At 36.4% G+C, this 20,262-nt stretch carries 16 protein-coding genes and 1 pseudogene; 9 read left to right on the top strand and 8 right to left on the bottom strand.

Annotated elements, in window-relative coordinates; genetic code table 11:
* Nucleotides 1–85: 85 nt before the first annotated feature.
* Both rpiB and ulaA read left to right on the top strand, forming a co-directional pair.
* The gene (gene rpiB, locus AC5WOF_RS15530; protein ID WP_496050859.1) at nt 86–529 is read left to right on the top strand and encodes a ribose 5-phosphate isomerase B; all 444 of its coding nucleotides are present in this window, start codon (nt 86–88) and stop codon (nt 527–529) included.
* Nucleotides 530–683: 154 nt separating this feature from the next.
* Nucleotides 684–2,054: a PTS ascorbate transporter subunit IIC gene (gene ulaA, locus AC5WOF_RS15525; RefSeq protein WP_496050858.1), complete on the top strand. Its 1,371-nt coding sequence runs from the start codon at nt 684–686 to the stop codon at nt 2,052–2,054.
* A gap of 325 nt (nt 2,055–2,379) precedes the next feature.
* Here the strand turns inward: ulaA and AC5WOF_RS15520 are convergent, their stop codons facing one another.
* The 3 genes from AC5WOF_RS15520 to AC5WOF_RS15510 all read right to left on the bottom strand — a co-directional run bounded on the left by AC5WOF_RS15520 (nt 2,380) and on the right by AC5WOF_RS15510 (nt 5,849).
* Entirely contained in the window at nt 2,380–4,101 is a 1,722-nt protein-coding gene (locus tag AC5WOF_RS15520) for a M20/M25/M40 family metallo-hydrolase (RefSeq protein ID WP_496050857.1), read from the bottom strand.
* 787 nt (nt 4,102–4,888) lie between these two features.
* Entirely contained in the window at nt 4,889–5,368 is a 480-nt protein-coding gene (locus tag AC5WOF_RS15515; protein WP_496050856.1) for a hypothetical protein, read from the bottom strand.
* A gap of 40 nt (nt 5,369–5,408) precedes the next feature.
* A complete protein-coding gene (locus AC5WOF_RS15510) occupies nt 5,409–5,849 on the bottom strand; it encodes an Lrp/AsnC family transcriptional regulator (protein WP_496050855.1) in 441 nt (146 codons plus the stop codon).
* 144 nt (nt 5,850–5,993) lie between these two features.
* Here AC5WOF_RS15510 and AC5WOF_RS15505 point away from each other — a divergent pair, with 144 nt between their 5' ends.
* Nucleotides 5,994–6,821, top strand: coding sequence for an alpha/beta fold hydrolase (locus tag AC5WOF_RS15505; RefSeq protein ID WP_496050854.1), 828 nt, complete (start codon nt 5,994–5,996; stop codon nt 6,819–6,821).
* 192 nt (nt 6,822–7,013) lie between these two features.
* Here the strand turns inward: AC5WOF_RS15505 and AC5WOF_RS15500 are convergent, their stop codons facing one another.
* The 4 genes from AC5WOF_RS15500 to AC5WOF_RS15485 form a co-directional block, all read right to left on the bottom strand.
* On the bottom strand, nt 7,014–7,634 hold the full coding sequence (locus AC5WOF_RS15500; RefSeq protein ID WP_496050853.1) for a LysE family translocator: 621 nt from the start codon (nt 7,632–7,634) through the stop codon (nt 7,014–7,016).
* 97 nt (nt 7,635–7,731) lie between these two features.
* Nucleotides 7,732–8,154: a DUF2000 domain-containing protein gene (locus AC5WOF_RS15495; RefSeq protein ID WP_496050852.1), complete on the bottom strand. Its 423-nt coding sequence runs from the start codon at nt 8,152–8,154 to the stop codon at nt 7,732–7,734.
* On the bottom strand, nt 8,147–8,980 hold the full coding sequence (locus AC5WOF_RS15490; RefSeq protein ID WP_496050851.1) for an AraC family ligand binding domain-containing protein: 834 nt from the start codon (nt 8,978–8,980) through the stop codon (nt 8,147–8,149). The genes AC5WOF_RS15495 and AC5WOF_RS15490 overlap by 8 nt, the downstream gene beginning before the upstream one ends.
* Nucleotides 8,981–9,538: 558 nt before the next feature.
* Nucleotides 9,539–11,440: a BglG family transcription antiterminator gene (locus AC5WOF_RS15485; RefSeq protein ID WP_496050850.1), complete on the bottom strand. Its 1,902-nt coding sequence runs from the start codon at nt 11,438–11,440 to the stop codon at nt 9,539–9,541.
* 191 nt (nt 11,441–11,631) lie between these two features.
* Here AC5WOF_RS15485 and AC5WOF_RS15480 point away from each other — a divergent pair, with 191 nt between their 5' ends.
* From AC5WOF_RS15480 to AC5WOF_RS15465, 4 genes are read left to right on the top strand one after another with little or no spacing between them, the layout of a single operon-like run.
* Nucleotides 11,632–11,940: a PTS sugar transporter subunit IIB gene (locus AC5WOF_RS15480; protein WP_496050849.1), complete on the top strand. Its 309-nt coding sequence runs from the start codon at nt 11,632–11,634 to the stop codon at nt 11,938–11,940.
* 28 nt (nt 11,941–11,968) lie between these two features.
* Nucleotides 11,969–13,207, top strand: a complete 1,239-nt coding sequence (locus AC5WOF_RS15475) for a PTS sugar transporter subunit IIC (RefSeq protein ID WP_496050848.1) — start codon at nt 11,969–11,971, stop codon at nt 13,205–13,207.
* 34 nt (nt 13,208–13,241) lie between these two features.
* The gene (locus tag AC5WOF_RS15470; protein ID WP_496050847.1) at nt 13,242–13,604 is read left to right on the top strand and encodes a PTS sugar transporter subunit IIA; all 363 of its coding nucleotides are present in this window, start codon (nt 13,242–13,244) and stop codon (nt 13,602–13,604) included.
* Nucleotides 13,597–15,033: a glycoside hydrolase family 1 protein gene (locus AC5WOF_RS15465; protein WP_496050846.1), complete on the top strand. Its 1,437-nt coding sequence runs from the start codon at nt 13,597–13,599 to the stop codon at nt 15,031–15,033. The genes AC5WOF_RS15470 and AC5WOF_RS15465 overlap by 8 nt, the downstream gene beginning before the upstream one ends.
* Nucleotides 15,034–15,160: 127 nt before the next feature.
* On the opposite strand, the pseudogene AC5WOF_RS15460 reads toward AC5WOF_RS15465, so the two are convergent.
* Nucleotides 15,161–15,420 (bottom strand): annotated as a pseudogene (locus tag AC5WOF_RS15460) (DUF444 family protein); the annotation flags it as partial.
* Between the two features lie 391 nt (nt 15,421–15,811).
* Between AC5WOF_RS15460 and AC5WOF_RS15455 the strand changes: the two are divergent.
* Nucleotides 15,812–17,518, top strand: a complete 1,707-nt coding sequence (locus AC5WOF_RS15455; protein ID WP_496050845.1) for a DUF262 domain-containing protein — start codon at nt 15,812–15,814, stop codon at nt 17,516–17,518.
* Between the two features lie 883 nt (nt 17,519–18,401).
* Nucleotides 18,402–20,213: an ATP-dependent nuclease gene (locus AC5WOF_RS15450; RefSeq protein ID WP_496050844.1), complete on the top strand. Its 1,812-nt coding sequence runs from the start codon at nt 18,402–18,404 to the stop codon at nt 20,211–20,213.
* Nucleotides 20,214–20,262: the final 49 nt, after the last annotated feature.

Raw genomic sequence — 20,262 nt, 5'->3', positions numbered from 1 at the left:
AGTAAAATACATGTGAATCTAAAGTGTGATGTATTTAAAAAACAAAAAATTGATGACAAACATCAAAATACGGGGGAATACATCAATGCGAATTTTAATTGGTTCTGATCATAGTGGACTAAAATTAAAATCGGACATCCAAGAATTCTTAGAAAAATCAGAGATTGATTTTACTGACTATGGTTTTGATAGTGAGAGAATAAGTGACTATCCAGACTACGCCATTCCTATTGCTGAGCAAATAGCTAGCGGAGAATATGACTTAGGAATTCTTATCTGTGGTACAGGGATTGGCATGTCGATAGCAGCCAATAAAGTACAAGGAATTCGCTGTGCGCTTGTCAGCGATGAGTATTCGGCTCGTATGAGTGCTGAACATAATAATGCCAATATTTTAGCTATTGGTGAACGGGTCGTGGGACCTGAATTAGCCAAATCAATCGTACAAGCATGGTTAAATGCCAACTTTGCTGGAGAACGTCATTTGCGCCGAATCAATAAAATTGCCGAATTTGAAAACCAGAGATAGATTGCGTGTATGAACTACCTTAGAATCCTACGACTTGGGTCGTGTGGAGTCTCAAACTATCTACTCAGCAGACGGTAAAATGTAATTTATCAAATACGCCCTAAAATACAAGAATGTAAAGTGTTTTTATTTCACCTATGTGGATGTGTTGGCATTGTTTAACTTCTTGAAAGATATCCTCAATACACCTGCTCTACTCATGGGATCATTTTCTCTCGTAGGTCTTTTATTACAGAGAAAAAATGTAGCTGATACTATTTCGGGAACGATCAAAACGATCATGGGGTTTATTATCCTCCAAGTTGGTGCTGGTGTTTTAATTAACTCCATTGGTATCTTCGGAAAAATGTTTGAAGCAGGATTTCATATTCGTGGTGTTCTTCCAAATAATGAAGCGATAGTAGTTATTGCTCAAAAAATGTTCTCTACTGAAACTGCCTTAGTAATGTTTTTTGCGATGATCGTTAATATTTTTTTGGCACGTTTTACTCGTTTTAAATATATTTTCTTATCCGGCCATCTTGTTCTTTATATGTCTTGCCTGCTCTGCGTTGTATTATCAAATGGAGGCATAGAAGGAATTTCACTCATATTTATTGGTTCACTGATTCTCGGCATCCTTATGGTATCGCTGCCTGCACTCCTCCAACCATTTGTAAAACAAATTACCGGATCAAATGATTTAGCCGTCGGTCATTTTGGTTCATTTGGATATTTGATATCAGGTACGATTGGAAAATTGTGGGGAGATAAAACGAAATCAACGGAAGAGATAAACATTCCAAAATCTTTAGGGTTTTTAAGAGATACCACAATATCCATTTCCCTAATCATGCTGTTGATGTTTTTCATTGTCGCTTTTGCAGCTGGTCCATCTTTTGTTGAGAGTAAATTGAGTGGAGGTACCCATTTCATTATATTTTCATCAATGCAAGCACTTACATTCGCTGCTGGTGTATATGTAATAGTAGCCGGTGTTCGTTTGTTGAATGCTGAAATTGTTCCTGCATTTAAAGGAATCGCTGAAAAGATCGTTCCAAATGCCATTCCGGCTCTGGATACTCCTAGTATTTTCCCCTATGCACCAAACGCTGTTGTGATAGGATTCAGTTTTAGTACTCTTGCCGGCGTAATCAGCATGTTTATTCTCCCTATATTGGGAATGAAAATCGTCATCCCTGGACTAGCTTCTCATTTTTTTACAGGGTCTGCTGCTGGTATTTTTGGAAATGCTACAGGTGGGAGAAAAGGAGCTATTTATGGCTCATTAGCTAACGGCTTTATTATTAGCATTCTGTCATCTCTGCTTTTTACATTTACTGGTCCCCTGAATTCTGTGAATACCACATTTGGTGACTCTGATTATGCAATCATTGGAATCATTATAGGGAAACTGACTCAGATTCATGAACTTGTTGTTTATGCCTTACCCATTGTCATCATCGCTCTTTTTTTTATAGGGTCAAGAAAAAAAACTAATTTGGCTTCGGTGAATAAAATGAAAGAAAAGAGTAGTGCAGGCTGACTCTTAGTCAACGAAACACGATTGCACTCAGTTATTGAAGGTTAAAGAGAGACCACAGAAACCCCCATGTTATTAGGTTAATATCTCATTCCTTCGCAGAGTGAAGTCCTAATTACGGACGACATAAAAAGAGGAAACCGCCTCCTCCAATACACGGAGAAGGCGGTTTCTTTTTACATTAGTTCTTTCACTTGAAAAAATGCTTCAACACATATAATAATTGACCATTTTCACAGATTACAGAATACATAAATTAGGATTCTACCAAATGCCGGCAAGCAGTCATGAGAGTGCTGTAACGGTTGTATTGATATCACTCACTAGCTTATTGAGCTTCAGAAAGGTTCCATCGCTCAGCATCTTTTGATATTGTTACGAACAATGCGGAAATTATCGCAATTGGAATGACGCTTATCGTGACTGCTAACGGGGTAAACGGTAACATGAACATTACATAAATCAACCAGCATACCGGCGTATACAAAAACACTATCCCTACTCCGACAACTGCCGATACAATCCATCTCCCGATTCGGTACTGATCCAATAGGGCAACAATCAAAAGCCCTAGCGTGGGGAGAGAAAACAAATAACTAATCTCTTGAAACAGAACAGCACTGCCTACAATCAGAAGCAAGAGAAGAGGTGAGAGGCCAGCAAGCATTTCATGCAGAGACAATTTGCGAACTCCGATAATTCCAGCAGTGAGAATACACACTTCTACAACGAATAAGATACTTAAAAATACCACATCATTGTTTGTTGACTTACCCAGCTGCATCACTTGCGTTACTCCAGATACGATTCCCCAGCTCAATAACGCCGCTCCAGCCATCGCTCCGAGCAACCAGCCTGTTCCTATCATGATTGTATGAAGCCGAAAGTTGCCATTTCGAATCTGTGAGATCATCCACCATAAGGCAAGCACAACCGCTATAAATGACAGGATATAAGACGTAAAACTGCTCATGATCATCAAATAGTCAGGTGACAAGGAGAAGAAAAGGCTGTCTTGGTTACTTCCTTCGTTAAAAGGTACCTGTGCGGCATGGCCTGTAACTTCCAAGGCTGTTAATAAAAAATGGTATGCCGTACCACGGTCTAAATTTTCGAAGTTATCCGTTTTTTTGTGGTAATTCTCCACTCCTTCCGCTGCTGCGAAATTTAGACCTGAGTATCCTGCCTTCAAAAATCGGGTTAAATCTGTATCATTTGGCATCTGGTGGTACAACGCAGTCAGAAACGAAAAGGACAACGGACGCGAGCTTGCAGACTGAAGGTAGTGTACTTCATCCAGATTGTCATCGGAAGTTTCGAACATCAGCAGTGGTCCGCGATTACCTCGTGCTTCAAAATTGACGGCTAGATCGATTTTATGTTGCAACTCCGGGTGTGATCGAACAAATGACTTCGCTCCCAATGTCCCGATCTCTTCTCCATCAGTAAACAGAAAATAAAGATCTGATTTAAGATTCGGGTTTCCCGCCTGTTGGCGCATGGCTTCCAGCATGGCGACTACGGAGAGCATATCGTCGGCCGCGCCTGGAGTTTCCGGTTTGGAGTCGTAATGGGCTGACATCAAGATTCCGCGATCCGTTCCGGGAGCGTCCAACTTCACCAATATATTTTGCAGAACCACTTTATCATTCTTATCAAAATGGGCTTTTGCTCGAATGAAATTCAAGAGATCCTCCTCTGGAGGAATGCCGTTAATAGTTGGCATATTCTTGAAATCCGGCCGTCCCTTGCGCTCAAATTGGTCATCCTCCACGTCTTTGACCGTGTAGGTTACTTTTTCGACTTCCGCTTTCACTCCCATTTTGCGGATTTGCTCCAGTATATAGGCTCGAACCGATTCCAGTTCCTTCGAGCCGGATGGATGTGGTGCGACAGTCATCGCCTTTAGGTTATCCATCATCTGCTCATATGCTAGATAATTGGTATCAGATTTGGACGGCTGCATCGGAGGCTGAAAAAGATGAGCCCCCAGTCCAATTCCTGTCGCAAGTACAATGAACATTAGAATAATTGAAAGAATTCTCGACATATTGTGTCCTCCCGCCGAATTTTTGTAAGCCCATGCTGATTGATCGTTGTATTGACAAATCATCCTCGACTACTAATATTTTCAATATCATTTCTCCCTTCATCCAGTTAGTCCCATGATAAGACAAGCTCAGTTATGCGAAGGTTAAGATTCCATCCAAACCTTACGAATTCACAAAAGCCAGACCAATATTGACAATTGACAATGGAAATTGCTAGTATCGTGAACAAAAAGAAAATCGAAAACACTGAGTAAATTTCCCTTAACCCTATTTTTCATGTAACCCAGATCATCCGCTGCCCCCTCCTTAAGAGCATTTTCTTATTATCCTCAAGTGTTTAGGCCAAAAATTCGCTCTACATATTGACGTGGTTTAAATATACTATTTCATTGCATCGTATTACTATATTTAAACGCACATAAACAACATACATAGAACGAATTGAAACAATTGAAACAATACCAATATATTAAATCATATATATTTAGCAAAACCTCATAATTCCATAAAATAAAGAATCGCCTCCTCTGAATGATAGAGAAGGTGATTTCCTTTTATACCACTTTCTTTCACTTGAAAAAGTACTTCAAGCATGGATTACATAGTGCATAAATTTTGGGTCGACCAAATAACGATAAGCAGTCAGGAGCGTGCTGTGACGGTTGTATTGATATAGAACAACAAGATCTATACTTAATAAACTTTCCATATTAATCTATCTGTACTCCCCGGCTAATGATTCCAATTGATACTAGAAGCCTTATTCTTAAACTATAATTTCTTAACTTATTTACATAAAGAGAGAAAAAAGTTTCCAGTATATAGCCCAAGGGATAAAAAAATCCCTCCAATCATAAGCATAATGATACGAATACGATAAATATTTGTCAGTTTTGCATGTCGTCTTTTTATCCAACTTATGAATAAGAATACAGTTAGTACTAGTGTTGCAAGTGAGGTTAGTTGAATGAGTAGCCAAAACAATGGTTGTCCAATCATGACTGGACCGACATTTTTCCCTCCTCCTGTTAAAACGAAAAAGGTATATACCCAAAAACCAAGAACAGAAATAGTACCAGCAAATGCTAGTAATCTTGCTTGTAACTTGAACGGGAAATAGTCTTGTTTTCTTTTCTTAAAGAACCCGCCAATGGTTCCAATATAATATCCTACGAAAGCTAAAAGAAATACTATCAATAGCCCCAATTGAAATTTATAAGAGTCATACCAGTGTATTTGTGTTACTTCTGGTGAACTCATACTCATTTGTGTTGGTGTCTGCCCAAGTGTGAGCAATGGGACCATGTCATATGGTTGACGGATTTCCTACAATACATTTATCCTCAAACGTCGTCGAGAGTACGATTAATGGTATTGAAAATCCAAATATGTTGCAGCTGTCAAGAAATTCCGCAAGTGATTCAGTCGTTTCTGACTGTACCTTCATTAAAAAATTATACTCTCCACTAATCCTATAAAGATCGACAATCTCAAGGGATGTTTCACAAAATGTATTGAAATCCTTGCAATTACTAGTTTTAAACAAAACAAATGCGGTTGTATGCTTACCAAGTTTCTGAGTAGAGAGTTTCGCATGATAGCCAGTTATAACCTTCTTCTCTTCCAATTTCCGAATTCTTTCCGTTACAGCTGGCTGCGACATAGCGATCAGTCGGCTCATTTCTGAAACAGGAATACGAGCGTTGTTCTGTAACACAGACAAAATTTCATAATCAATTTTATCCATAAACAGGATACCTCCATTTATAAAGTTTAATCTCTTATTTAAAATAAATAATTAAGTATTTACCCTTTTATAACTTAATAATCATATGTAAATTGTACATTTTCCCTTATAAAATGTCACTATCAAATAAAAGGAGAAAATAATATGAAAACAAAAGTAAACGAACCTATACTACATGACAGACTAAACTTCTTTACAACTGGTGATGGGTGCCGCATTGCTTATCGATTTGATGGTCAATCCAACAAACCTGTGTTGGTCCTTGCAAATTCAATTGCAACTACAATGAATATGTGGGACGGACAAATCCAGAGTTTGTCAAAACATTTCCGCGTCCTACGATATGACTTCCGTGGTCATGGTGCCTCTGAGGCCTCAGTTGGTGCTTATTCACTTGACCGGTTGGGACGGGATGTAATCGAGTTACTCGACTCGTTACATATAAGTCGTGTACATTTTTGCGGGCTTTCATTAGGAGGAATGGTTGGGCAATGGCTAGGAATCCATCATTCTGATAGAATCGAACGGCTAATTCTGTGCAACACTTCCTCATACTTGGGACCAGCCGATCAATGGGAAGATTTAATCGCATCTGCTTTGAAAGCCAAGGAGCTCTTCAAATTTGCTGACATGTTTATGAAAAATTGGTTTCCATCAAGTATGCTTGAGACGGAGAATGACATTGTGTCGAAGTTTCGTGGCATGGTACTCGCAACCAACCCACAAGGTCTTGCTGGATGTTGGTGTGCAGTTCGTGACATGGATTTGCGTCGAACGATCTCCCTTATTAATAGTCCGACATTGGTGATCGCAGGGCAATATGATACGGTCACTCTCCCCAGTCACAGCGAATTGATTGATTCGACAGTACCTAATTCAAAACTAGTCATTTTACCTGTAGTCCACTTATCAAATGTAGAGCGCCCTTCCGATTTCCAGAGCGCAGTACTGGAATTCTTACTCTCGAAATAAAGGAAATTATTTAATTCTATCGACTGACTTCTTGATCAGATGGAAATTTATAGATCATATCATCAAATTGCACTATTTGATCCATTATGCTAACCTCCGTCTATTTGTGGATATATAAGTATAGCAAACAAACAATGTTAAATAACAAAGGATCGCCTCAAAAAAATTGGAGGCGATTCTTTGTCTACATATTCAATTACAAGTTTTTACTCCAAATGCTATTAACATTACCCCAATAGATTTTTGAAATACTTTTTGAATTTTAGGTTTTTTCAACCACTTTTTCACATGATCTAGAAGATAAATCAAGATTAAAAACCATCCCACTGCTATTATGGTAAGAATTAAGCCCAATCCAATCAGTTGTTGATTTATATTTTCATTCAGATCAATGAATGGAGGTATAAAAGTTATATAGACTAAAACAGTCTTAGGATTAAGGATATTACTGAGTGCTCCTTGCAAATAGGATTCTCTATAATAATGATGTTGTGTTGACTTGTCCACACCTTGAACAGCTTCTAATGAAATTGTACTTTTAGAAAAAAATGCCCTCATACCTAAATAAAACAAGTACGCCGCTCCCAAATACTTGATTACATTGAAAAGAACTACTGACTGAGCAACGACAACTGACAGACCGAGAACAGCAATAATCGTCCAGCAAGTTAAACCTGTTGCTATCCCAAGTATCGTATAGCATCCAGCTTTTGCTCCATGGTTGAGCGTATTTTTAATAATAAGTGCTGTATCTGTACCAGGTAACATAGACATCATAAGAGCCATTAAGATATATGCAAGCAAATGATCCATTATACTCCTCCTTTTTTATATCTATTGGTCCAAATCGGCAGTTACAAGTTGCCTTTTCTTATGTAACAACACACATAAACTATAATCTCGTTTCTGTCTACCTGAGCAGAGATAAACCTCCCGTTAATCGATTTACTTTTTTCTTATCGCCATAGATTCCCATCCCAAAATAACGATAATCGTTTTTGGATATTTTCTGTAGTTTCGCTGTGTACTCTTCGTATGTTTTACAGCTTTGTGCGGTATCTGAAAAACCTACGACAATGAGATCAGCAAACGCTTCTGTCATCGTCCTATCTCTTAGCTCATGAAGAATGTGAGTACTCCCTTTTAAGATTGGAACTGGTGTTTTCACTATTCCCAAATGTTCGATCCCTGAAAGGTCTGTTACACTGCGGCCTACCATCTCGGGAACATACTTTCCAACAGTTATACCCAAGATTGCTGCTGTATTGGCAATCAATCCTAAAGGTAAATTTTCATCAATAACAAGTACACATTTTGTTTCAAAATTACTCATTAGGTTCTCCTTCACTTTCAAAAATTCTCATATATTGTTTTGGCGTTAACCCAACCAGTCTTTTAAAAAACTTAGTCAAATGACTTTGATCACTAAATCCTGTTAAATACACTACCTCTATGGGCTTTACACCTTGTTCCAAAAGTTTTTTTGCATGATTTACTCGGATGGTTTCTAGATAGCTGAAAGGAGTGATACCCTTTTGTTTTGTAAAGGATCTTAGTAAGTGATACTTACTCCATCCCGTTAAGTTACTTAATTCATTAAGCGTAATTGATTTTGTATAATTTTCTTCCAAATAGCTACATATAGTTTTGATTTCGTGAGAGGTCTCAGAAGCTGTCGGAAGGATCGTAAGGTCAGAATGCATCTGAATGAGCTCTTCCAATAAATACAGAAATAACTCTTCCTTTTTAAGGTCATTCTCACCCTGCGAAATTTTTAAATGTAACTCTTTTAAATTAGATACAATCTCGCTATTATATAAAACATTTTGCTTAAAGCAGGGAAGATTTTTATTACTATTAATTTCCGATATTGCATTTTTCATGACTTCTGGATTCACATTGATGCAGCGATAATCTAATGTTTTGCCGTCTATCTGTTCACAACTGTGAGTATCATAGGGATTGAACAATAATAAATCTCCTGGATTAATAATGTATTCTTCACCTTTACAAACCAAATAACGCTGCCCTTCTTCAATAAAACCGATCACATAATATTCATGAAAGTGGGCAGGAAACTTTTGCATGATCCCCTTAAATCGATAGGCTTCGATGTTTAAATCAGAATCAAGATAAACTGTTCGGATTTCATTTAACATCAAGCCAGCCTCCTATACTGTAATAACTTTTCTAAATGTATCATTTACTTTAAAACTTTTCTTGTATGATATTGCGCTTGAGACATTAGCTGGTTGTCTTGAAAAATAAAATGAAGATGCAGGCATGCTCCAGTCTATTGAAGTATATCAACAAGAAACTCTATCTTTAAGGGTAGAACCAGCAACTGACTACTGAGGGGAAATGAAACTATATAATGAATCTTACGAACCTTCTCGGTTGCAGATCGAATGCCTTCTCATTCTTCCAGCACGATCAAACTATTTTTCCCCATTTGCTCCACGAGTGCCTTAGAGACTTGATGGTTGACATCTGTCATCCAACGGTTTTCTCGTGACTATAACGATCTCATTATATAGAACTCGCCTCCAAATTATTGGAGGCGAGTTCTTTTACACCACTTCTTTTTGCTCTTAAAGAAATGCTTTAACGTATGGTACACTTGACTCTTTTCTCGAATGATGTAATGCATAATTTTGAGACTAGCACATGGCGGCAGCTACTCCCCTGCTTATATTGCAATCTGTCATTAAATCTAATTAGTAACATGAAACAAGTAAATCAACAAAGCTCTGATAATTTACTGCGGTCACAATTTGAGAAACATTTCTATCCTCAGTCAAAATGGTTGCCAGTGAATCAAATACATCGTGGAATATTCCCCTATCGTCTGCACTGACAGCTAAAAGCAGGACTAAGTTAACGGTTAAATCATTCCACACTATGCCCTTGTTATTGATTAAAGCAAACATTCCGGTCCTTTTCGCATTCATTTTGATAGCATGAGGAATAGCTATTCGTCCATATGCGGTTGAAGACATAGCTTCACGTTCTTTTACGTTTGAAAGAAAATTAGAATCAACAAACCCCTTTTGTTCCATAATTTTACACATCATGGTCAGAATTTCCTCTTTCGTTCCTGTTGCATCAGCTATTTCAAAAAGATCTTCATCTGTAATCGCCTCAATATTTCTCTTGAAGGAGTCTTTCCTTTTCGTTTCTTTTAGTTCACTAATTTTATAAGCCACTTTGTTTTTGTCAGCACTCGTAAAAAAAGGATTAATTAAAACAAACGGTGCTTTCGGCACTGAATTAAGCTGCACTGTAGAAATAACTAAATCGCTATTTAGTACATTTAAATCGCTTTCATTTGTTACGATATGCTGAATAAGAAGATCTTCACCAAACTGTTTCGTTAACTTTTCTGACAGCTGCACATTGTAATTATAGTAAAAAGGAAAAAGGATAGAACAAGTAATTTTTGAATCTGCCTGCTTTTGCATTTCTAAGGCATAACCTAAATGAAAGGCAATATAGGCAATCTCATCATCATTCATCGTGTATCCTGTTTCTTCCTTAATAGTATACGAAACATGAACGGCACAATCATAAATGGACGGACAATTTAGCTTAATGGAAGAAGTCAACGGATTTTTGCTAGAAAAATTATTCTCCAAACGCATAAGCAGATTTTTGATATGAAGGGTGAAACGTACCAAAAATTCTGCGTCCTCAATCAATAAATAATAATTACTTTGCAAGTCATCAAGGATTTTCCCTACTAGATTTAAACATCGCAATCCTGCCACGTCCTGCAGTTCGGAAAGCTGCAGGTGCATGAAGTTGATGCTGGTTCCACTACTGGAAATAAGGAGAGCAAGATCGCGTATTTCCCCTTCTGAATACTCAACACCAAAGTGCCCTTCAAGTTTTTTGGCAATCTCCTTGGCAATTTTGTATTCTTTTTCCTGATTCGCATCCCCATCCACTTGTTTCGAAAAAATAAAGCCATTTTTCATACGATCAATGGCAATAGCGATATGCAGTATGACATTGATCTGCGAATAATCATTTGTAAAATAATGATAAGTTGAGAAGACTTCCGAAATAACATTACGGATATAATCAACATCAAAACCCTCAAAAGAGGCTTTTAGCTTATCAATATCTAAGAAATTATCGTTTGTTTCACTATAAAGAATAGAACTCATTAATTTCCGTTTATTTTTTTCATTCCCGACAATTTGAATCGTGTCGCTGGAAATTCTTAGTTCCAAATCATGGTCTGCTAAACGTTTTTTGACTTTACGTAAATCACCTTTTAAGGTGACTTCACTGATGTATAATTCATCACTTAAATCGTAAATATTAAGCTCGCGGTCTGTATTAACCAAAGACTTTAAAATATATTCAACACGTTCTTTTGGTGTTTGTGGAATCGTGTTATTCATGGATGTTAAAAATGGGTTTAATTTTTCTAGGTCAACTTGATAACCCTTTTTTGAAGAAATGACTAAATCATTTTCCAATGAGTTAATGTCAGCAATATATGTTTTCACACTTCTTTTTGAAATACCTAATGCACTGGCAAGCTGAGCTGAAGAAGTCCAGCCATTTTGAGTACTTAGATGACGAAGAATATTTCTGTATTTTAAATTCATTGGTTTTCAGCCCTATTTCTTTTTAAAATATGGATTTTCACCATGAAATACATATATTTGCACTACAAAAATATCTTTTTGCACCACCTTAGTGTAAACGAATATTTGAGAGATGTCGAGATTCATTTTATTGTAGAGATGTAATAAATGATAGCGCTATCAAAAAAGTAAAAAAAGCTGAGGTGATTCATATGAAAAAATTAAACGTATTATTAGTTTGTGGATCTGGGGCAAGCTCAGGTTTTATGGCATCAAATATTCGCAAAGCAGCAGCAAAACGTAAACTTGATATTGATGTCAAAGCCCGTGGTGAAGCAGAAATTGAAAACTATATTGATCAAATCGATGCCCTAATGGTAGGCCCTCACTTAGCCTATATTTTAGAAGATATCGAAGAATATATAGGCAATGCTGACGTAAAAGTTATTCTTATGAAACCTTCCTACTATTCTACTCTTGACGGTGATGCAGCTTTAGAAGATTTATTAAAGGAATTCTAAAACCTGATTAGTCGAGGTGTATAATAAAATGCAAAAAATGATGAGATGGTTAGAAAATGATTTCTCACCAAAAATGATGAAAATTAACAGTAATGTATGGATTACAACGCTAAAAGACTCCATCATGCAATTGCTTCCCTTTATTTTATTAGGTTCTGTATTTTGTTTGTTAACCATCCCTGGTGATGTGCTCCATATTAAAAACTATCCTAATTTCTGGACATTATTTGGTTGGACAATGGGTCTGCTGTCCCTATTCATTTCATTCTTAATTCCATTCAACTTAATGGAAAAGAAACGGTTGCGTAAACAACGTTTTATCGCTGGATGTACAGGTCTTATAACGTTTTTAATCATTATTACTCCACAAGTCATCGCTGATAAAGCGATCGGCTTTAGCCATGAGTCATTGGGCGCAGGGGGTATGTTTGTAGCGATTGTTGCAGGTGTAATAACCGGATACATCATGGGTCTATTTGGGAAGTTTTCTTTCTTTAAGGAAGAGTCTGTCATTCCTGACTTTGTCCGGGCCTGGTTTGATGCTATGCTGCCGATTGCTGTTGTAATTGTGGCCACTTGGTTAGTAGTGGATATCGCTGGCTTTGATTTATACAACACGATTTTAAGACTTTTTAAACCACTTGGAAACATTATGGAATCACCATGGGGATTCCCGCTTATGAGCTTTATTATCTGTTTCTTATACACATTGGGTATTTCTTCTTGGGTGCTGACTCCAGTAACAAAGCCGGTTTATTTAGCTGCTATTACCGCTAATGCTACTGCTGGGGCACACTATCTAGTTACTTCTGAAACAATCTTCTCAGCTTATCTTTTCGTCGGTGGTATCGGTACAACATTGCCGCTCGTTTTAATGATGGCTTTCTCTAAAAATGCGAAACTTAAAGCGTTAGGACGAGCTAGTATTACCCCTGGTATTTTTAACATTAATGAACCAATTGTCTTTGGGGCAATCGCATGGAACCCAATTATGATGTTACCAATGTGGATTATCTCCATTATATTGCCAATCATCATTTGGACTGGAACAAAAATCATTCCTTTTGCACCTATCCCAAAAATTGTCTTTGATTTATGGTATGTTCCGTTCCCTATTTCAACTTGGATTACAACAGGCGCTGTAAGCGGGATAATTTTAATGCTTATCTGTGTGACAGTAGCATCTCTCATTTGGTATCCATTTTTTAAAGTGTATGAAAAACAAGAAATGGAAAACGAAGTAAAAGAAAGTACAACCACTACATGAGAAGCGAAATAATGATTTTGAGGAGATTTTAAAAATGATTGATGAAAAAACAGCTCAGAATGCCATGCAAATTATTCTCCATGCCGGCGATGCACGCACCCATTGCATGAATGCATTAAAAGCAATTGAAAATAGTAATTTTGAAAACGCGAAAGAAGAAATGGAACGTGCGAATGTCGAAATCGTCAAAGCCCATCGTATTCAAACAAATGCTATTTCAGCGGAAACACAAGGTGAAGATGGTAAATACTCTGTGCTCTTTGCCCATGCCCAAGATACATTAATGACCATTTATAGTGAAATTAACATCGCCAAACGAATGATTAAGATTTTTGAAGCGTATGATGCTCGTTTAGCAAAATTAGAAAAGATAGAAAAGGTGAATGAACATGAGTAAAGTACCCGCAGGTTTTCCTAAAGAATTTCTATGGGGCGGCGCTATAGCCGCCAACCAGGCAGAAGGCGCGTATGACTTGAACGGAAAAGGATTAAGTGTAGCAGATATTAATGAATTCCGTGACGATATTCCGATTGAGAAAAAGTCAAACTGGGAAATTAACACGCAATACATTAAAGATGCCTTAAACAGCAAAGATCGTGTGTTCCCGAAACGTTGGGGAACTGACTTCTATCATACGTACAAACAAGATTTGAAATTATTAGCAGAAATGGGTTTAAAAACATTTAGAACATCCGTTTCATGGGCACGCATTTTTCCTAACGGCGATGAATTAGAACCAAATGAGGAAGGTTTACAATTCTACGATGACTTATTTGATGAAATCATCAAAAACGGCATGGTGCCGATGATTACCATTTCACACTATGAAATGCCTTTATATTTAACAACCGCATACAACGGCTGGTATTCTCGTGAATTAATTGAATTTTTCACTCGTTTCTGTAAAGTCCTGTTTGACCGTTACCACGAAAAAGTGAAATATTGGATTATTATTAATCAAATTAACTTAATCGTTCATGAATCCTTTAACCATTTAGGAATTGCCGAAGATAAGGTCGATAACCTTCAAGAAGCAAAATATCAAGGCGTCCACAATGAAATGGTTGCTTGTGGGTATGCAACAAAATACGCACATGAAAACTATCCTGATCTACAAATCGGAATGATGTTATGCGGTGGACCAGCTTATCCAGCGACTCCAAAACCGGAAGATGTATTCGCTACCGTTCGTCATAATCAAATGGAATACTTCTTTTCCGATGTATTATTGCGCGGGTACTATCCTGGTTACGCATTCAGATACTTTGCCGATATTGGCATCGACGTAGAATTTGGCGGAGGTGATGAAGAAGCATTGAGAAACACTGCTGACTTCATGTCATTCTCATACTACTATACTCGTATTTGTGATACTGAAAGTTTTGCAAATGGGAATGAAACTTACCGCAATCCACAGTTGGATGCAAACCCTTGGGGCTGGTCTATTGATCCTGTTGGGTTAAGAACGTTTCTTAACCTATTCTATGACCGCTATCAATGTCCAATTTACATCACGGAAAACGGTGTTGGATACTATGACAAATTAGAAAATGACGAAATTCACGACTCTTACCGGATTGATTACTACCGCGCACACATTGAACAAATGAAAGAAGCAATCAAAGACGGTGTTGACCTACGTGGCTACTATGCTTGGGGACCAATTGATATTATCAGCTGTTCATCATCTGAAATGTCCAAACGCTACGGATTTATCTATGTAGATCAAGATGATTATGGTAATGGCAGCAAGAAACGAATACTAAAAGACAGCTATCACTGGTATAAAAAAGTCATTGAGTCGAACGGTAAAGACTTAAAGTGAAAATGTAAGAGAAAAGCAACTGTGTATAAAAATTTTTACTTTTATTATGTTCCCACAAACTACGGTTGGTGGAAACTTTTTATTAAAAAATCGCCTCCTCAAATTCAAATGAGAAGGCGATCTTCTTTTACACCACTTCTTTCTCCTGAAAGAAATGCTTCAATGCATGGTACACTTGGCTTTTTTCTCGAATTACAAAGTGCATAAATTTTGGATCTACCAAATTACGATAGGCCGTCATTAGTGTGCTGTGGCGGTTGTATTGGTTTACTTCACCATGGCCAAACATGTTGCTTCCATCAAAGCTTTGACTAAACCCACGCATCTTTCGTTGTCAGAGGTCAAATTGTCCCCATCGGAAAAATGAAAGGGATAAATGTTGTAACGGCCAGTATTCAACGGGACGGTTCCCTTGTCGCATTGAATACTAGATAATGATCCACTCCCCCGCACACTAATTACCTTTTTGGTTAATCTCTTCATTCCTATAAAAATTCCATCTCTTATATCTTTCGTATTTTATATTCTTCAACTCCAATAATTAAAGTAGAATCATATCTATCTTGTTTGTCAATCTATACACAGAAAGTGCCTTTCAATACGGTATTAAATCAGGTGTCTCAGATTTTATTTGTTAACCATTCAATATAAACCTTTTAGACTGATGATTCTATTTCAATCTAAATAAAAAAAGAATTTCTCATTCGAATAAAAAATAGTTCATGATAAAATAGGAATTGAAAATTTTGATTCTTTGACAAATAAAGCAGGTGACAGAATGGCAGAATTAATGGTTAATAAGACAACTATCTACCACTATTTTAAAGAAACAGGAGAAAAAATCTATCGAATACCCCCATATCAACGACCTTATGCTTGGGAAATCAATGAAATTGATCAACTATGGGAAGATGTGAAACAGTCTTTTGAAGATGCCCCAGAAACAGAATATTTTTTAGGCTCCATTGTTACATACCAAAATAGAAGTTTTGCTGACATCATTGATGGTCAACAAAGAACCATTACTCTTCTATTGTTTATACGTGCTATATTAAATCACTTAAACCCAAAATCTACACTATATGATAATGTTTTGCCAACTATTTTTAAAGCAAAGGGATTATCAGGTGATATTGACGAAAAGAAATCGCCCATCGTAATAGCATCAGAGCTCATTCAAGAAGACAATACCATTTTGGAGAGAATCCTCAGAAGAAATTACACCGAAGAAGAATATGAGAATAATCAGAGTAGATATTTCGAGAACTTCAGGCGGTTCAATGATTTTCTAGATCAATATACAAGTACCAATGCTAGTTATATTGCAGACTTCGTTGAATTCTTACTCAAAAAATGCATCATTTTACCCATTGAATGTAATACTTTTGAACTGTCACTCCGGATTTTCTCCACTTTGAATTCAAGAGGACTTCCCTTAAGTGAACTTGATATTGTGAAAGCAGAACTGTATGAACGATTAAATTCAAATGAAGACAGAAATGAATTTGTCAAAGATTGGGGAGTGTTTATTGAAACTTGTGAAGATGGAAACATCTCACCTGAGTTAATTTTTTCCATATACAACACGTATTTGATGGCAAAAGCAGGACATCGCGACGCGAAAAAATATGGTGGTGCATTAAAAGGATATTTTAAACGTCACAGTATCGATGAGTTCATCCAAAATAATACATTACAAAATCTAATCCAAATTGCTGATATTTTTGCATTCATTCAAGATAAGAGTAGCAATGTGTATTCGCCATTTGAGGATTACTTTATAAAAAGCCATATAAGATTAATTATGAACGCAAAAACTGCTTTGAATGACAATTATGTTGCACCAATTATTGTGTACTATTTGCATTACAGAGAGAATCTAGACATTCATAAACTTAGAAAATTCATTCTGTCATGGGTACAATCCATACTTAGATTAATTTTCACAAAAGAAACCAGTGGTAAAATTAATGCTTTGACCATCGCAAAATCAATTGAAATTGTAAATGACTTACCTCAGATGTACAGCATTTCATGGCAAGATCATGAAGAGCCATTTATCAGAGAACAGATAAAACAACTAACCAACGATACTAAATCTAAAAATAAGCGGATTACTACAACAATTCTGTACATACTTGCTATCTTAAATCCTAAACAACAAGAGATTTTAGAAAACAATCTGGAAATCGAACATATCATACCTCGAAATGGTAAAAATTCTACTTTATTTGATAAACCATGGAAAGAAGTTCAAACGTATGTTGAACGTCTCGGAAATAAAACATTATTTGAGAAACGCCTAAACGTAAAAGCAAGTAACTATTTTTACGCTAGAAAGAAAGAACATTATTCCACTTCGCAAGTGATTGATACAAAAGAACTAAGCATCAAGTATTATAATGAGTTTGCATTGGATGATGTGATAGGTAGAGAATTGAGTATTATCGATAAATTAATAAATTACATGAAAAACAAGAGTTAGATTGGATTAGAAAATCAAAAATTTTATTGGGTAAATCTGTAACACTTTACTAAACTAATAATTAACTTTGTGCTGCATAAATGGGATTCTAACAAAAACAGGACTCCAACCATGCAGTTTTCTTTTATTCGATTATTGTACATATGAGAAACAACAAACTATTTTTTTAAATGACGCCCACTACAGATAACGAGCATAGAAAAAAGCCACACTTATTTGTGTATATCTAGGATACAGAATGCCTCCGTCGTTTGACTGATTCACTTTCTATTTTCAATGGAATCCAGCCTCTGACCCCCGGCCTCAACGTGAAAGAGGAGTAGATCCCAGACAGCAAACATTGGATTTCTTCTTCTCTAAAAAAGGAGGAAGGTCAAAAACCTCGGACATTCACGTTCCAAGGATCTGATTATCCGGGTTTACCATATAGATGATCACGCTGTCAAACCGCTTGCAACTCAATGGTAGCAGGTGTTTTTTTATTTTCTGTAATCCAATAATAAAATTCACAACAAAACACCATTACTATTGTTCCTCTACTTCTTTTCCTGACTACCTGCACTCTATTTCCCGCAACGAGTAGCTTCAACTTCATCTGAGCGTTGGCTTTTTTGTCTGGGAGATTCCATACTTACAAGTGTTACAGAGGACAGTTCTTCTTTACTGTTACATGAATGAATTTATTGCCTTTACAACAACAACCTTCATTATGGTTTCTGAAAAAGAGAGGAAAACATAGAATATCGCTTGAAAAATAGTATTCAGTTTGGAAAATTCAAATTTTAGATATACTAATTACTTTACACACTATTCTTAATTTTAATAATATAGAGCACAGTCCCAATTTAATCAGTACGAACAAAAATATAGGAGAGTGTTGATCATGAGATTAACAAGAATTGAAATCGAAAATTTGAGAAAAATCGAATATGCAGATATTCAGTTTAGTCCAGCGTCGTTTATTATTGGTCCTAATAATGTCGGTAAAACAACGGTTATCAGAGCAATCGAATTACTACTGTCCAACAAAGAAGATCTATGTATAGAAGATTTCAGGATATTATCCGAAGGAAAAAGATCTAATATAATTGAGATACGTGGCTATTTTTCCGATATACCTAGAGACACAGCAAATAGTAAAGGTTTCAAAGGAAGAGTCGTAGATGGATGTTTTTCTTATATAAAACGCTTTTCCATTAACGATTCTGATAACAAAGTGAAGACCCAAATATTTACTAAAAAATATACACATAATCGAACTGATGAATTTAAAGAAGTAACTACTTGGCAACATCTTATTGACAAAGGATACGTACTAGAGAAACTAAAAGAATTGCTGAATATGAAAAGACCTAAAAATGACAAATTACCAAATGAATGGGAATTATGTATTGAGGATGCGATTGAATGGGATTTAGATTCTGACTTTAGAGAAGTTGAAAATCCTGGAGGTCTTCCAAGTATTATCGTTTCAAAGTTACCACGCTTAGTTCATATTCCATCATTTGCAAATGCGGATGATATTGGTAAAGCGGAAGGAGCCAAGTCAAAACTAGGGGAATGTTTGAATCTTCTATTTGGAGATTTACTAAAACGTAGTAAATTAGCTTCTGAAATACAATTGAAACTATATGAACTACAAAAAGAGATGTCACCTGGTATAAACGGATCTATGATAGATGAGATCTGTAACAATGTTAATGATGTGATCAGCAGTGTTTTCCCAGAATGTGGGATAACTATACAACCGTCGCTTCAAGACCTAGCTTCTGTGCTGAAACCACAATACAAAGTGGAAATGTTCTCGAATGTAGAAACGAATGCATCTCGACAAGGAACAGGACTAATTCGAACTGGTATCTTTTCTATGTTACGATATCACTCTCAAATAAATAAAGAATTTAAAACAAGGCCTCTTCTTATTGCATTTGAAGAACCTGAAATTTATTTACATCCTGCAGCAGCAAACTTGTTAAAAGATACTCTTTATTCCCTAGGTAGATCTGACCAGATTATTTGTACAACCCATTCACCATGGATGGTCGACTTGTCTAAAGATTGGCAAAGTTTGACCAGACTTAATTTAAATGATAACGGATACAGTTTTGCAATCAATTACGGGTTGTCAGAAGCAACTGAAATTCTACAGAGTGATGAGAAAGAACATCTCAAAATGATTAAGACATTTGATAACGAACTATCTCAAGTGTTTTTTGCAGAGCACTGTGTAATTGTTGAAGGAGATTCGGAAATTATCGCCATTAAAAATACGATCAAACATCTCCCTGAAGAACAAAAAAAGTATGTATTATCCAAAATTCAAGTGGTGAATGCACGAGGAAAAGCAACAATCATCCCTCTTGTCAAATATTTAAAAGCCTTAGATATATCATTTTACGTCATACATGACAGAGACAAAGATAAAAGAAAGGTAAAGGCTGAAAGTTTCAACGATTTTATATTGAAAGCAGTTGACAATCCTGATTCAATCTCCTTATTAGAAGAGTGTCTGGAACAATGTTTGGGTTATGAGCCACTCAGTTCTAACAAGCCTTTTCAGGTTCATAAAGTGACTTCAAAATGGAATTGTTGGGAAGATATCCCCAAAAAATGGAGTGAAGTTATCCTTACTGCTTTTGGATTAAATTCTATAAGTGAAAAAGAGTCTAAAAAGAGTGAATTAATTATGGGATAGTTCCTCTAAATAAATCCACTACTTGTATATTTAGCAGAATAATTACACC

Source organism: Shimazuella sp. NTD250, assembly GCF_059510375.1.
This window is presented reverse-complemented; position numbering and strand designations above follow the sequence as displayed.